At 59.5% G+C, this 13,602-nt stretch carries 12 protein-coding genes and 1 other annotated feature; of the genes, 1 reads left to right on the plus strand and 11 read right to left on the minus strand.

Annotated features, from left to right (window positions below):
- Positions 1-468: 468 nt before the first annotated feature.
- Both pheT and pheS read right to left on the minus strand, forming a co-directional pair.
- Positions 469-2,880, minus strand: a complete 2,412-nt coding sequence (gene pheT / locus C4N23_RS03635) for a phenylalanine--tRNA ligase subunit beta (protein WP_112144118.1) — start codon at positions 2,878-2,880, stop codon at positions 469-471.
- Between the two features lie 18 nt (positions 2,881-2,898).
- A complete protein-coding gene (gene pheS, locus C4N23_RS03640; RefSeq protein WP_112144120.1) occupies positions 2,899-3,921 on the minus strand; it encodes a phenylalanine--tRNA ligase subunit alpha in 1,023 nt (340 codons plus the stop codon).
- A gap of 75 nt (positions 3,922-3,996) precedes the next feature.
- Positions 3,997-4,240 (minus strand) — a binding site (T-box leader).
- Between the two features lie 421 nt (positions 4,241-4,661).
- Between pheS and C4N23_RS03645 the strand changes: the two genes are divergently transcribed.
- Complete coding sequence (locus C4N23_RS03645) at positions 4,662-5,867, plus strand: MFS transporter (protein WP_112144121.1); 1,206 nt, start codon at positions 4,662-4,664, stop codon at positions 5,865-5,867.
- A gap of 130 nt (positions 5,868-5,997) precedes the next feature.
- Here the strand turns inward: C4N23_RS03645 and C4N23_RS03650 are convergent, their stop codons facing one another.
- The 9 genes from C4N23_RS03650 to C4N23_RS03690 form a co-directional block, all read right to left on the minus strand.
- Positions 5,998-7,017, minus strand: a complete 1,020-nt coding sequence (locus C4N23_RS03650) for an Ig-like domain-containing protein (protein WP_112144123.1) — start codon at positions 7,015-7,017, stop codon at positions 5,998-6,000.
- A gap of 67 nt (positions 7,018-7,084) precedes the next feature.
- Positions 7,085-9,316 (minus strand): protein kinase domain-containing protein, encoded by a 2,232-nt coding sequence (locus C4N23_RS03655; protein ID WP_112144126.1) that lies wholly within the window; start codon positions 9,314-9,316, stop codon positions 7,085-7,087.
- A 2-nt stretch (positions 9,317-9,318) separates the two neighbouring features.
- On the minus strand, positions 9,319-10,101 hold the full coding sequence (locus C4N23_RS03660; protein ID WP_055189142.1) for a PP2C family protein-serine/threonine phosphatase: 783 nt from the start codon (positions 10,099-10,101) through the stop codon (positions 9,319-9,321).
- A gap of 35 nt (positions 10,102-10,136) precedes the next feature.
- Complete coding sequence (locus C4N23_RS03665; RefSeq protein WP_055189144.1) at positions 10,137-10,418, minus strand: DUF4176 domain-containing protein; 282 nt, start codon at positions 10,416-10,418, stop codon at positions 10,137-10,139.
- 19 nt (positions 10,419-10,437) lie between these two features.
- A complete protein-coding gene (locus C4N23_RS03670; RefSeq protein WP_112144128.1) occupies positions 10,438-11,766 on the minus strand; it encodes a WXG100 family type VII secretion target in 1,329 nt (442 codons plus the stop codon).
- A 22-nt stretch (positions 11,767-11,788) separates the two neighbouring features.
- Entirely contained in the window at positions 11,789-12,274 is a 486-nt protein-coding gene (locus C4N23_RS03675; protein ID WP_112144131.1) for a hypothetical protein, read from the minus strand.
- 12 nt (positions 12,275-12,286) lie between these two features.
- Positions 12,287-12,580, minus strand: coding sequence for a WXG100 family type VII secretion target (locus C4N23_RS03680; RefSeq protein ID WP_112144133.1), 294 nt, complete (start codon positions 12,578-12,580; stop codon positions 12,287-12,289).
- Between the two features lie 18 nt (positions 12,581-12,598).
- Entirely contained in the window at positions 12,599-12,910 is a 312-nt protein-coding gene (locus C4N23_RS03685) for a hypothetical protein (RefSeq protein WP_055189153.1), read from the minus strand.
- Positions 12,892-13,551 (minus strand): hypothetical protein, encoded by a 660-nt coding sequence (locus C4N23_RS03690; RefSeq protein WP_055189155.1) that lies wholly within the window; start codon positions 13,549-13,551, stop codon positions 12,892-12,894. The genes C4N23_RS03685 and C4N23_RS03690 overlap by 19 nt, the downstream gene beginning before the upstream one ends.
- Between the last annotated feature and the right edge of the window lie 51 nt (positions 13,552-13,602).

The raw sequence follows: 13,602 nt of genomic DNA on the forward strand, positions 1-13,602 counted from the left end.
TGTTTACCGTGTTTTTCCAACACGAAAATAGGTTCCGTTACAAGTTTTTCGATATTGTTCAATTTTCAAGGTCCTGTGAGCGCCTCAGCCTTTCGGCTGACGACTTGATTATTTTATCACAGAAGTGATTTTTTGTCAAGCCTTTTTTTCGAAGCTGTCGAACTTTCTGAACTTGGAGCATCTCGAAACCTCTCAAATCTCTTTGGTGTTTCTTAACGTCTATTGGTTCTTTTCTTTGGCTTCTCACTGAGGCTTCGGAAGTCATTCTTTTGTCTCAGCGCTTGGCGCTCAAGTATAATACCATACCCTCGGAGGAATGTCAACACTTTTTTGCAAGTTTTTTCAAGTTTTTCCTGTAAAACTGAAACTGTCTTCATTCAATGCCCGCCGTGCGGGTGTTCTTCTTTCCGCGCAAAAAGGCCGCCCATGCAGCTGCACAGACGGCCTTCCTTATTTATAGAATGAAACTCAGCGGATCTCGATGCCGAGCTTGAACTTCAGGTTACCCAGCACCTTCTTGACGGCACGCTCGACCTGCTCAGCAGAAACTTCTGCATTGGGGTCGGCCAGCGTCAGGGAGAAGGCCATGCTCTTCTTGCCCTCACCGAGGTTTGCGCCGCGATAGATATCGAACAGCTTGACGTCGGTGATGAGCGGGCTTGCCTTCTTGATGGTATCCTCGATCTCGCCGCAGGTGACCTTTTCCTCGCAGACGAGGGCCAGATCGCGCTTGACGGATGCGTAGGGGCTGAGCGGCTGATAGCGGAGTTCGCCATCCACGCAGCTCATCAGAGCTTCGTAGTCCAGTTCGCCCAGATAGATGTTCTGGCTGTCCTTCTGATCCTTTGCGATCTCCAGCTCACCGTTGATCTCATTGGAGAGCTTGCCGAAGACACCCAGACGCTTGCCCTCGCAGTAGACTGCGGCGCTGATGCCGGGGTGGAGCCAAGGCGCCGTCTCGCGCTCGTAGGTGAAGTGGAGGCCGAAACCGGCAGCCAGTGCCTCCATGGCACCTTTGACGGTGAAGAAGTCCTCGCCGGGGCCGAAAGCGCCGATGCAAAGGGTCTGGCGCTCATGGGGATGCTCGTTGATGGGCAGTTCCTTGGCCAGATAGACCGGTGCCATCTCGAACAGACGGCCCTCGGCGTTGCCCTTCTTCAGGTTATCCACGATGACGTTCAGCATGGACGGGGTCAGCAGGGTGCGCATGATGGACAGGTTCTCGCTGATGGGGTTCAGGATGCGGATGGCCTTGCGGGCGGCATCATCGGCGGGGATGTGAAGCATATCCAGCTCAGCGGCAGAGTAGAACGCCAGCGTGGAAGCCTCATAGAAGCCCTGCGCAGCCAGCAGACGCTTGGTCTTGAGCTGCTGCTTCTGGTCGTAGTTCAGGCCGCCGTTGGTGACGGAGGCAGTGTTCAGGAAGGTGGGCACGATGTGGTCGTAGCCGTACTCACGGATGACTTCCTCAGCCAGATCGGGGAAGCTCTCCACGTCCTCACGATACAGAGGTGCGGACACATCCCAGCTGCCGTCGGCCTGAACGTCCACGGTGAATTCCAGACGCTTGAGGATGTCGATCATGGTCTGATCGGGCACGGTGATGCCCAGCACGCCGCAGATCTTGGCCGGGGTGGTGACGATGTGCTTGCGCTCCAGCGGGCGGCCATCGGTCAGGTCATACTCCAGCGTGGTGATATCACCGCAGTCCAGCTCCTGAATCAGGTGCAGAGCGCGGGCAAGGCCCAGTTCGGGAGAGTGGCGGTCCACGCCCTTTTCATAGCGGGCGGAGGAGTCGCTGTTCTGACCCAGTGCGCGGCTGGTCTTACGGACGCTGTCGCGGGCGAAGGTGGCGCACTCGAACAGAAGGCTGGTGGTGGTGTCGTCCATGCCGGAGTTGGCGCCGCCCATGATGCCGGCCAGAGCCACCGGCTTCTCAGCATCGCAGATGACGAGGTTGTTGGGGTTCAGGGTGAACTCCTTCTCATCGAGGGTGGTGATCTTCTCGCCCTCGTGGGCACGGCGGACGTCGATGGTGCGGCCCGCGACCTTATTCAGGTCAAAGGCGTGCATGGGCTGGCCCATCTCCAGCAGGGTGTGGTTGGTGATATCCACCACGTTGCTGATGGAGCGCAGACCGCACAGAGCCAGATGGCGCCTCATCCAGCGGGGAGATTCGCCCATGCGGATGTTGCGGACGTAGTGAGCCATATAGCGGGGGCAGAGGTCCGGGGCTTCCACCTTGACGGTAATGGGCTCGTCGGCGTCACAGACGGCCTTGTAATCCATGGCGGGCATGTGCAGGGGCTTGCCGAGGATGGCAGAGACCTCGCGGGCGATGCCCAGAACGGACTGGCAGTCCGGGCGGTTGGCGGTGATGGAGATATCGAAGATATAGTCATCCAGACCGACCACGGGAGCGATATCGGTGCCGGGCACGCTGTCTTCGGGCAGGATGAGCAGACCGTAGACCTCGGAACCGGGGAAAAGATCCTCGTTCAGGCCCAGCTCCTCGCCGGAGCAGAGCATACCGTTGGACTCCACGCCCTGCATCTTGCGGGCCTTGATCTTGATGCCGCCGGGCAGGGTGGAGCCATCCAGAGCGGCGGGCACGCAGTCGCCCACCTTCATATTGGAGGCACCGGTGCTGATGCGGATCTCGTGGCCGTAGTCGCCGCAGTCCACCACACACTTGGTCAGGTGGGTGCCCTCCTGCTTCTCCATCTCCACGATCTTACCGACGACCACCTTGCTGATGCCCGCATCCAGCGGGATCAGTTCCTCGACCTCAAAGCCGCAGGAGAAGAGCTTTTCCTCCAATTCCTGCGCAGTCACGTCGATATCAACCAATTCTTTTAACCAACTGAAAGGTACTTTCATTGTCTCGTCTCTCCCCTCTTATTCATGGAACTGCTTGAGGAACTCCAGATTGTTCTCGAACATCAGGCCGATGTTGTTGATGCCATACTTGAGCATGGCGATGCGCTCAATGCCGATACCGAAAGCGAAACCGGAATACTGGTCCGGGTCGATGTTGCAGTTCTCCAGCACCTTGCGGTTGACGACACCGCCGCCGAGGACCTCGATCCAGCCGGTGTGCTTGCACAGGGGGCAGCCCTTGCCGTGGCACTCGAAGCAGCTGACATCCACTTCGACGCTGGGCTCGGTGAACGGGAAGTAGGACGGACGCAGACGGGTGCGGGTGTCGGCACCGAACAGCTTCTGGACGAAGGTGTTCAGCGCGCCCTGCAGATCGCCCAGCGTGATGCCCTTATCGACGACCAGACCTTCCATCTGGTGAAACATCGGGCTGTGGGTCGCGTCGGAGTCGGAACGGAAGACACGGCCGGGGATGAGCACCTTGATGGGCGGCTTCTGGGAATCCATGGTGCGGATCTGGCCGCCGGAAGTCTGGGTGCGGAGCAGGAACTCGTCGGACAGGTAGAAGGTATCCTGCATATCGCGGGCGGGGTGATCCTTCGGCACATTCAGGCGGGTGAAGTTGTGGTCGTCGTCCTCGATCTCCGGGGCATCGGCCACAGCAAAGCCCATGCCGGAGAAGACATCGATGATCTGGTTGGTGACCAGCGTCAGCGGGTGCAGACCACCCACCGCACGGGTCTTGGCGGGCAGGGTGATGTCCACGGTCTCGGCGGCGTTGCGGGCAGCAAGCTCCGCTTCCTTCACCTTGGCGGCAGCGGCATCATAGTCTGCCTGCACCTTCTGCTTTAATTCGTTGATGATCTTGCCCATGGCGGGGCGTTCTTCCGGCGCGACGGAGCGCAGATTCTTCATCAGCGCGGGAATCTTGCCGTTTTTGCTCAGATATTCCTGCCAGAACGAGGCCAGTGTCTCCTTGGAAGAGACCTGACCGAGGCTCTCTTCGGCCTGTTTGGCCAGCTCGTCGATCATTGCTTGCATGGAAATTCTCTCCTTCTCGGTTTTCTTCTTGTTCAGCGGGTAACAAAAAAGCTCCGTCCCGCCCTGCCTTTCGGCAAAGGGGACGAAGCTGTAACATCTACTCCGCGGTACCACCCGGTTTCCGCTCCCTCAAAAGAGCGGCGCTCAAACGCCGTAACGGGGCGTGCCGTCCCGCACTAAAAGGCTTTCGGAAAAGCCGTTCACGCGGGCCGCTCAGGAGCGAACTTCCACACAGGCCCCACTTGGGCACCCTTTCAGCCGGTGAAGCGCCTCTCTTTGCCGGACGCCTTGTGTGTACTTTCTCCGTCGCTGCGTTTTTGCAGATTCAGGTTTCAATAACCAAGAGTCATCTTACCACATTTTCACCTCGTTTGCAAGCGTGGGAAAGGATTTTGTAACTTTTCCCCGGTTTTGCTTGTGTTTTGTGCCGGAGTGTGATATGCTGAACGCAACGCTTTACAGAAAGGAGGGTGCACCAAGATGCGTTGGAACGGCTGCGTTTTCTTCAAAAAAGGAAACCCTTAAGCTTTTCCGGCTCGAAGTGCGCCCATTTTTAGGCCGACGAGGCCCTCTCAGTCTGCTTCGCAGACAGTTTTCCCAAAGGGAGAGCTTCCGAGGGATCTTTTTTGTAATGCGTGGAGCATGATTATTTGCGCCGCGTAGCTTTGCTATGGGGCGTTTTTATTTTGCCTGAAAATGGGCACACAGTTCTATCCATTGTAATAGAAAGGGTGCTCCCCATGAATCAGAATCTCAACTTGAAACAGCAGCTTCGCTGCATTTACACCTCCGACTTTTTCTCCGGTCTGCGCATCACCGACGCCGTATGGGTGGCGCTTTTGGCGGCGCGGGGCTTTTCGCTGTGGGAGATCGGCCTAGCCGAAAGCGTGTACCACATCGTCAGCCTCTTCTGCGAAGTGCCCAGCGGCATGGCGGCAGACCTGCTGGGCCGCCGGAAAACCCTCCTGTCCGGCGGAGTCTTGACCGTGACCTGCAATCTGTTGATGGCTTTTGCGCCGAACCTGTTCACCATCTGCCTTGCCATGGGGCTGAACGCGCTGGCTATGACCATGTTTTCCGGCACCTTCACAGCCCTTGTCTACGACAGCCTGAAGACCGAGGGCCGCGAGGACGAGTACATCCAAGTCTCCGCCAACAGTTCCCAGATTTCCATGCTGGCCAACGCCGTGGGTTCGCTGGCCAGCCTTTTGAAGCGCTTCCTCGGCTTTGCGGGCTTTTACCTGCTGAGCGCTGCGTTCGAGGGCGTTTCCACCGCCGCCCTTGCGCTGATGGAGGAGCCCATCGTCACCAAGGCACAGGCCAGCCGGGGAAGGCAGACCCTCCGCGCGCTGCCCGGCCAGTTCACCAAACTGGCGCGCAACAGCCTGAGCATCCTGCGCACCACGCCGCTGGCGGCCAAGCTCATCGTTTCCAGCGCCGTCGTCTCGGTGCCCAGCTACCTGACCAAAATGTTCTTGCAGCAGCGGCTCATTGAGCTGGGCTGGCCCACAGAGCTCCTCTTTCTTCCCCTGCTGCTGGGCGGTGCTGCCTGTGTGCTGGGCGCTGAAGTGGGCCGCCGGGTCCGGTTCCGCTCCATGCGGCGGTTTTACTCCGTCTGCGCCCTGCTCTGCGGCGTCGGCACGCTGCTGGTGGGCCTTGCCCCCGCGTGGGGCGGTCTGTTCGGCATGATGCTGGTGCAGGGCGCACTGGAAGTGTACCTTTTGCATGAAAGACAGAAGCTGAACGATGCCATTCCCAGCGACCAGCGGGCCACCCTCATCAGCGTGGACAGCATGGCCTACAGTCTGCTCATGATCCCCGCCAGCCCCCTCGTGGGTGCGCTGGGAGACGCCTTTGGTCAGGCCGGGGCGGGCCTTGCGGCGCTGGGTGCCGCGATCCTCGCCAGCGGCCTTGCCGCCGGGCTTTTCGCATCGAACAAACCGTAATTTTTCTCTCTGGACCGCGCAAAAAAGGGACCGCTGCAAACAGCTCTCTCCGGCATCGCGTAAGCGATGACGGAAGGAGTTTTGCAACAGTCCCTTTGCTTTTACGATTTGGAGACCGGGAAGCCGCTGTTTAGGCTGCGCTGCCCATCATCACGAGGATGATAACACCTGCGACGACCACGAGGACCACAACGCCCAGCGCAGCCTGCATCTGCTGCTGAGACTGGTACTGGCGGGCTGCATCGCCGACGTAGCAGGTGCACTCGGCGTACTTACCGTCGGGAGAGGAAACGATGATCTTGGTCTCGCCATTGCCCACAGCGGTGACGTAGCCGGACTCGCTGACGGTGGCGACGGCGGGGTTCATGCTGACCCAAGTGCGGGCCATGCCCTCACCACCTGCGGCGGCGATGGTCGCGCTCAACTGCTGGACGGAACCGACGTCCGGCATCAGCAGAACGGTCTGGCTCACAGAGACATCGCCCACGCTGTTGCTGACGGTGACGCGGCAGCTTGCGGACTCGCCGTTGGAGGTGCGGGCGGTAACGGTAGCGGTGCCCACGCCCTGTGCAGTGACCATGCCGCCGTCGGAAACGGTGACGACATTGGTGTTGCTGCTGCTCCAGCGCTCATAGCTGGAACCGTAGTAGGAATCCTGCAGGTTCAGCTGGCTGGTGGGGTGTGCATTATCGTAGGTGATATTCAGGGACAGGTAGGAGTGGTCCAGCTCTGCGGTGGCGCGCTCCACGGTCACGCGGCAGGTAGCGGACTCGCCCTTGTTGGTGGTGGCGGTGATGGTGGCGTAGCCCACGCCGCGTGCGGTCACGGTGCCATAGCTGTCCACCGAGGCCACCGAGCCGTTGGAGCTGGTCCAGCGCACGCTGGAATACTCCTCATCGGTGCGGCGCACGCTCAGGGAAGAGGACGGGTTCTGGTTGTTGCTGCGCACGGTCAGGGTCATGGAGCTCTGGCTCAGGTGCATTCCGGTGAAGAGGGCGTTCTCATCCTCCACGGATTCCGCAGCCACAGCGGGGTCAGCCGGGGCAGCCTCCGCCTCCGGGCCCTCCGCATAAGCCGCCGGGGCGCACAGGAGCACCATGCTGAGCGCTGCCGCAGCAACACCGTATTTCAGTACATTTTTCAGTTTCATCGTTGATTCTTCCTTTCTTTTTTGTAAAACAATCCTCAAAAAAGTCCGTTCGGCTGCCGCACCTCCCTTACAGCGTAACGTCTACAGAGGCCATCTGCTGACCGCTGGCGCTATAAAAGCGGATGGTGTAGTCACCCGGAGGCCCTTGGCGGCTGGCCGTCCACGTATAGGTGCCGGACGCCCAGTTGCCGATGGTACCCGCCGAATACTGCAAGGACGTGTTGGCCTTGTAGACCAGCACCGCCTTGACGGCCACCGCCGAACTGCTGTTGATCGTAATGCTCACCGAACCGCCGCCCACGGACGCAGCCGACATGCTCCAGTTTTCCGCGGCCGGAGCCGGGGTGGGAGCCGGGGTGGGTTGCGGAGACGGAGCGGGAGACGGGGACGGCGAGGGCGAAGGCGACGGAGAGGGAGACGGCGTCGGATCGACCTTTTTCGGTTTCGAACTCGGCGTCGAATCCGAGTCGGCATCTTTCTCAAAGATGGCCGAAACATCCACATCGTGCATGAATTCTCCGTCATTGTCTGTGCGGGTCGCATCCGTCACGCCGTCGCTCCATTTGACGAAGTGATAGCCATCATCTGCAACGGCTTTGACCGTAACGGGGTCAGCATTTTCCGAAAGATTATAAATGACACCAGTCTGCCGCCCCGAAGTGGCATCGTCCACTGCCATCACTGAGCCGCCTTCGCCGCTGACGCGATATCTCAGGGTATACGTCACTTCTTCGGACGCGCTGGACGCGCTGTCCTCGACGAAAATCGCGTACAGAGTGCCGGTCTTTTCGCCGGGCTTGTCGGTGCGCTCGGCGCGGGTGTAGCCGTCGCTCCAGCGGTCAAACTTGTACCCCTTATCCGGAACGGCTGTGACCTGAAGCAGCTCGTCGTCATCCTCGAACTTGATGGAATCCGCACCGCTCTCCTCACTGGTCTTCAGCGTGCCGCCCTTGCCCTTGACCGCGTAGGTCAGGGTCTTGGCCGCTGCGCTCACCGAGGAGACCGGGGCGGGCGCGGGCTTCGGGCGGGAAAGCAGCACGCCACCGCCGATGGCCGCAGCCGCCACCACCGCCGCGATGGCGATATACTGCTTGGGCAGGTGCTTTTTCTTGTTGACGAGGAGGGTCTCCTTGTCGCCATAGACGGTCTTGCCTTCTGGGTAAGCTTCGCCCTGCGTGCCGGTGTCCTGCGCTCCCCCGCCTTGGGGGCCGTTGTCGGTGCCGCCCCAGATGGTACCGCCGGGCGCGGTGTCGCCGCCTTGGGTGCCGCCGTCCTCTTCATAATAGGGCGTCGTGTCCACGATGGGCGGCATGGTGTAGTCACCCGGACGCAGGGACAGCGAACCGGCATCCGAATCGTCGGGGTCGATGGGCTTTGCGTCCTCCACCCCCTCGTACACGATGAAGGGGATGCAGTCCTTCAATGCCTGACGGAACTCGGCGGCGGTCTGGTAGCGCTCCTTGGCGTCAAAGGCGATGGACTTCATGACCACAGCCTTGAGCTGCTCACTGCCGTTCACCGGCGGCTGAGGCATGGCCCCGCTCATCCGCTGTTCCAGCGCGTTGGTGCGGTCGTCCGGCCGCAGGTTGCCGAAGGGCAGGAACGGCAGACGGTTCTTGTTCAGGAAGCGGTAGAGCATAGTGCCCAGCGAGTACAAGTCAACGGTCTGGCCGTAGGGCCGACAGAGGTAGACCTCCGGGGCCATGTAATCGTAGGTACCCTTCTTGGACATGCCGGACATGGTTTTTTCCACGGTGCGGGCGATGCCGAAATCGCCCAGCTTGAAGTCGCCGCGGTCGTTCACGAAGATGTTATCCGGCTTGATATCACGGTGGATGATCTTCTTTTCCTCGCAGATCTCCAGCGCGTTGCAGATATCCATGCCCAGCTGGATGACCTGCTTTTCGCTCATGGTGCGGGTGGTGCAGTAGTCGGGCAGGGAGGTCAGCAGCTCCATCCGGATCAGGATATCCCACGCGATCTCGTCCGGGTGCTCGATGACCATGTGATCCTCGTAGGAGACGATGTTCGTGAAGCCCTTGATCTCGTCCATGATGGCAAATTCGTCGGTCAGGTTCTCCACGAAGCTGCGGAAGTAGGTGGTCGCCCCTTCCCGGTCCATGCCCTCGCTGTAGGCCCGCTTCAGGTCGGAGGGGTCCTGCGGGATGCGCACGACCTTCAGCGCCGCCTTATACACCTTGCCGTATTCCGTGTGCTGGATCTCATACACCTTGCCGAAGCTGCCCGCGCCGATCTGCCGGACGCATTTCCAGCCCGGCAATGTATTCAGTTCTGCCATGGTTATGCCCGCACCTCCTCGACTTCAACCAGAATGATCGTGATGTTATCCCGGCCGCCGCGTTCCAGTGCCGCATCCATCAGCGCTTCCACGCCCTGCTGGACGGTGGCGCTGTTTTTGAGGATGCTGCAGAGGGTGAGGTTGTCCAGCATATCGGTCAGGCCGTCGCTGCACAGCAGATACCGGTCGCCCTGCTGCAATTTTTCCTTTGCATAGGAGGGTTCGATCATCATCTCTTCCGGATCCAGCCCGATATACTGGGTCAGCCGCGGCTTGCGCCCCACAACGCCGTGATCCCGCAGGAACTTGGCATCGTTGTGGTCAGTGGAAAGCTGGAACAGCGCGCTCTTGTGGAACCGGTAGGCCCGGCTGTCACCCACATTGCCGCAGTACACCTCGTCCTCGCTGAAACAGAGCATCACACCCGTGGTGCCCACCCGGCCGGGGACCTTCCGCGCCTCGGCGGCAACGGCGTCGTTCATTGCAGCGGACGCCTCAGCCAGAAACTGCTGCGGCGGGGCCACATACTCCCGCAGCCAGCGGCACTTATCCTTGAAGGTCTCTGCCGCTACAAATGACGCCACTTCGCCGTTTTCCTCGCCGCCCATACCGTCGAACACGCCAAAGGCCGCAAAGGGGCTGGTGGAAACATCCTGCAAAAGGGGCTTGTCGAGGCTGGTGTGGTCCAGCGGCATCGTCCGGCCATCAAAATAAAAATTGTCCTCGTTGTTGCCGCGCACCCGGCCCATATTGCACAGGCACGCGGCGGATAGTCTGCATTCCATGAAAATCCTCCGCCTGAACCACTCAGGCTGTCTTCTTATTTCTTCTCCGCATCCACTTCCTTCATGATCTGCTCCAGATCCTGACGGAAGACCTGATACTCCGCGTTCATATAACCGAGGTACTCCACCTTCACCACATCATCATGGTTGAACAGGTAGATCTGCTTTTCGGTCAGGTAACCTTCCGGGTACAGGACTGCAATGTAATCGTAACGCTTGCCGTCGTTCTCCGGCAGGACACCGATGATCATCATTGATTTGTTGGCATCCTTGACCGTAACGACCGTGCCGATGGGAAACAGATTTCCGACGTTCATAATCTTAACTCCTTATTTCTCAGTTATTTCCGGTTTGCAGCTGATCGGCCTTGTAGGCGTCGCCCAGCGTCTTATAATTTTCTTTTTCAAACAGCGAGGCCGCACCCTTGACGTCCTTATAGGCTTTTGCCGCCGTGCTGTCCTTGCCAAAGATTTTCTCCACGAAGGAGGCACCATAATTGGTATCGGGGTTGATGGCCTTTGCGATGGGCTCAGCAACGGCATCGGCGAGCTTCTTGGTCGTCTTGCCCGCCGTCGTGATGATGCCGAAACATTTGGAGACATCGTTCACGTTTTCCATGTTCATGTTCAGCAAGCTCAACTGTGCGCCCAGATGGCTCAGCGGGATATTGCCCTTCACCACATCGCCCGCAAGGCCCCAGAGGTTCGAAGCACCCTCTTTGAGTTCCTTGCCGGTGCCCTTGATGGCCTTCCAGAGGTCGGGGGCCTGTTTGACCTTGCCCACCAGCGCCGAGATGGACGCAATGGTCGCGGTCAGCGAACCGACATTGTAGGCAATGCTGCCCGCCGTCTCGCCCAGAATCTTCTGATCCAGCGATTTCAGGACATTGACGTTGCCCACCTGTTCTTTATCGCCGAACCAGCAGTTGTAGATATCCGAAAAGCTGCTGGTCAAGGTATTGACCGAATGCGCAGTGACCAGCACCGCCGCCGGGGCCGCCAGACCGGCACTGCCGCCCGTAACGCCCCACGCTGCCGCTGCCGAAACAACTGCACCAATACCGGAAGCCACAGCCCCTGCCGTCTTGACGATCTTCCACGAAACGCCCTTGTTCTTATAGTCATTGACGACTGTAGAGACCGCACCCTTGGTCCAGTCCACAGCATTTGCCACACCGGTGGAGATTATCTCCTTGCCAGTGTTGACTTTTTCCTTGATCTTGTCCCACCAAGAAGCCTTGGTATCGCCAGTAGATTCCTCGCCGCGGAAACCGCCGCCACTGCTGCCGGGGGCCGTTTCGCCCTCTTTGATCCGGCCGCCGCGGAAACCGCCGCCATTACTGCCACCGGCGCTGGAACCGCCATCCGAAGCAGCGCTCCCATTCAGCCCATTGGCCAGCGTATTATCGATGGTCTCGAAGCTTTCGGCGCTCTTGGTGGCGGCGGTGGAGCCCCACTGGAGCGCTTCAAGGATGCTGGAGCAGCTTTTCTGGGTGGAACTGATCTTGCCCACGAAGTTGTGGGAGAGGTTCTCGCTCCACGCATCGTTCGTCCGGTTCAGCACGCTGTTCAGGTTGGAGAACAGGCTCTCGTACTCCGCCCGGAGCGAGTTCAACTCCGCCGCCTGAGTCCGCAGCTCAGCGGGCGTGATCTGAATTTGTTTCATTCTCTATCCTCACTCCATTCGGTTACAGGTCCATGTCGCTGAGCTTGGTCTGACTCATATAGCTCACCGACACCCTCGACGAAACGATCTTCCCGATCACACCTATGCGCGGATCCATATGGGGGCAGGTCGTTTTCCATTTGATATTTTCGAACGCTTTTTTTGCAGCCGCCGCAATGGACGCGATACTGCCCACCCGGATGCCGTTGACCCGTGCAATAGCCTCGTCCACCGAAGCGAACCAGTTGGAGATATCGTTCTCCGTGGTACAGAAATCGTCGGCCACGGCGCGGGTGGCGGTCAGGAAGCTTTCGCTCTCCTGCTGGACCCGCTGCATCTGCTGGCGGTTTTCTAGGATGTGCTCGTTGATCGTGTTGCGCTCGGCGCAGCCCCAGCTGCTGTGGGTGGTCACCCGCTGAAGGCACGCCATGGCTTCATCGATCTGGTTGTTCGCGCTTTCCAACTGGGCCAAAAGGCTTTTCAGTTGTTCGGTATCCAAATTGATCATTTCTTCACCCCATTAACTGTTGCGGATGCGGGTCGCACCGTCGTGATCGACGCCTTCGAACCGCGCCGCCGCCCGCTGCATGTAGTCCCGGAAGGTCTCCAGCACCTTGACCATGGCCTGTGTCTTCTGTTTGTGCTGGCGCATGGTCGCCAGATACTGCTCGCTGGCGTTGCCGGTCCAGCTTCCCTCGATCTGGTTCAGCAGCTGATCCAACCGGCTGTTCAGGGATTCCAGTGCCTGAATCTGCCGGGTCACCTGATTGGCATTGTCCCGCAGGGTGTCCACATTGACTTTGATCTTTGCCATCTCACACTCCCCCTTTTCTTACCGCGAACTCTCGAAGATCTGCTTCCATTTCTGGTCCAGCAGCCAGTAGCGGCGGACGACGCGCTGGGTGTAGTTCTGGGTATCTTCGAGGTCGCTGATAAGATTCAGGATCTGGCGGCGGAGCTGCTCAGCCCGTTCGCCGATGGCCGCAGCCGTCTCCCCCTGAAAACTGTTGGACTCGTTCTGCACCGCCTGCAGCGCATTCGCCGCCCGGCGCAGGATCTGCTCCGCCTGCCGCTCCTGCCGGATATCGGCCTGCGCGGCAGCTTCGTCGATCATGACTTTACCATTCATATCACGGTATGCCATCCGTTTTCCCCTCCTTGCAGCAGATTCCACGCCTCCTGCCGGAATTCCTCCGGCGGCACGGGGCGGTTTTTCTCATTTTCGGTCTGCTCGTACCAGCAGCCGTTCACCATCATATACAGGATCACCAGCGGCTCGCCGTCCGCGTCCAGATTCTTCAGCAGCAGCACCTCCGAGATCTGGTCGGTGATCTCCGCATCGCTCAGCTCGGTGCCCGCGCCGCTGCCCGGCCGCAGAAGCGGCTGCAGCTTTGCCTCGACCCGCTCCATGTCGGAGGTGAAGCGGACGGTCTCGCCGTTCCACTCCGCTGCCAGCCAGCGGGGGCCGTCCTCGGTCATTTCCCGGTGGAACATCCAATGGATGTTATCATGGGTCGAAGTATTTTCCAGCATCAGCTCGGACTCATAGTCCCCGAAAAAGAGCGGGTGCAGAAAGGCCGCAGCCTCCGGGCGGACCGTAAGCTCGCCCAGCAGGTTTTCTTCCACCGCGCCGCACTTTTCCAGCGCCTCTTCGCATTCCTGCTCGATCACGGCGCGGCGCTGGCTGATCTCCGGCATGGCCGCAATGTAGCTGTAATTCAGATGATCGCCGTTCAGTCGTTTGCCCAGAAAATAAATTTCCTGCATCCTGAGCGTCAATTCCATGTTCATTCCTCCTCGCTTTGCGTACAAGCGCCTGTCCCTGCCCCCGCATCG

The sequence above is a fragment of the Faecalibacterium hattorii genome (genome assembly GCF_003287455.1).
Taxonomy (GTDB): domain Bacteria; phylum Bacillota; class Clostridia; order Oscillospirales; family Ruminococcaceae; genus Faecalibacterium; species Faecalibacterium hattorii.

Bases quoted from the DNA above. Each gene is read 5' to 3' on its own strand.
- C4N23_RS03660 (WP_055189142.1), bottom strand. From the start codon at position 10,101: ATGGAATGCAGACTATCCGCCGCGTGCCTGTGCAATATGGGCCGGGTG.
- C4N23_RS03665 (WP_055189144.1), bottom strand. From the start codon at position 10,418: ATGAACGTCGGAAATCTGTTTCCCATCGGCACGGTCGTTACGGTCAAG.
- C4N23_RS03675 (WP_112144131.1), bottom strand. From the start codon at position 12,274: ATGATCAATTTGGATACCGAACAACTGAAAAGCCTTTTGGCCCAGTTG.
- pheS (WP_112144120.1), bottom strand. From the start codon at position 3,921: ATGCAAGCAATGATCGACGAGCTGGCCAAACAGGCCGAAGAGAGCCTC.
- C4N23_RS03670 (WP_112144128.1), bottom strand. From the start codon at position 11,766: ATGAAACAAATTCAGATCACGCCCGCTGAGCTGCGGACTCAGGCGGCG.
- C4N23_RS03680 (WP_112144133.1), bottom strand. From the start codon at position 12,580: ATGGCAAAGATCAAAGTCAATGTGGACACCCTGCGGGACAATGCCAAT.
- C4N23_RS03690 (WP_055189155.1), bottom strand. From the start codon at position 13,551: ATGGAATTGACGCTCAGGATGCAGGAAATTTATTTTCTGGGCAAACGA.
- C4N23_RS03645 (WP_112144121.1), top strand. From the start codon at position 4,662: ATGAATCAGAATCTCAACTTGAAACAGCAGCTTCGCTGCATTTACACC.
- pheT (WP_112144118.1), bottom strand. From the start codon at position 2,880: ATGAAAGTACCTTTCAGTTGGTTAAAAGAATTGGTTGATATCGACGTG.
- C4N23_RS03650 (WP_112144123.1), bottom strand. From the start codon at position 7,017: ATGAAACTGAAAAATGTACTGAAATACGGTGTTGCTGCGGCAGCGCTC.
- C4N23_RS03685 (WP_055189153.1), bottom strand. From the start codon at position 12,910: ATGGCATACCGTGATATGAATGGTAAAGTCATGATCGACGAAGCTGCC.
- C4N23_RS03655 (WP_112144126.1), bottom strand. From the start codon at position 9,316: ATGGCAGAACTGAATACATTGCCGGGCTGGAAATGCGTCCGGCAGATC.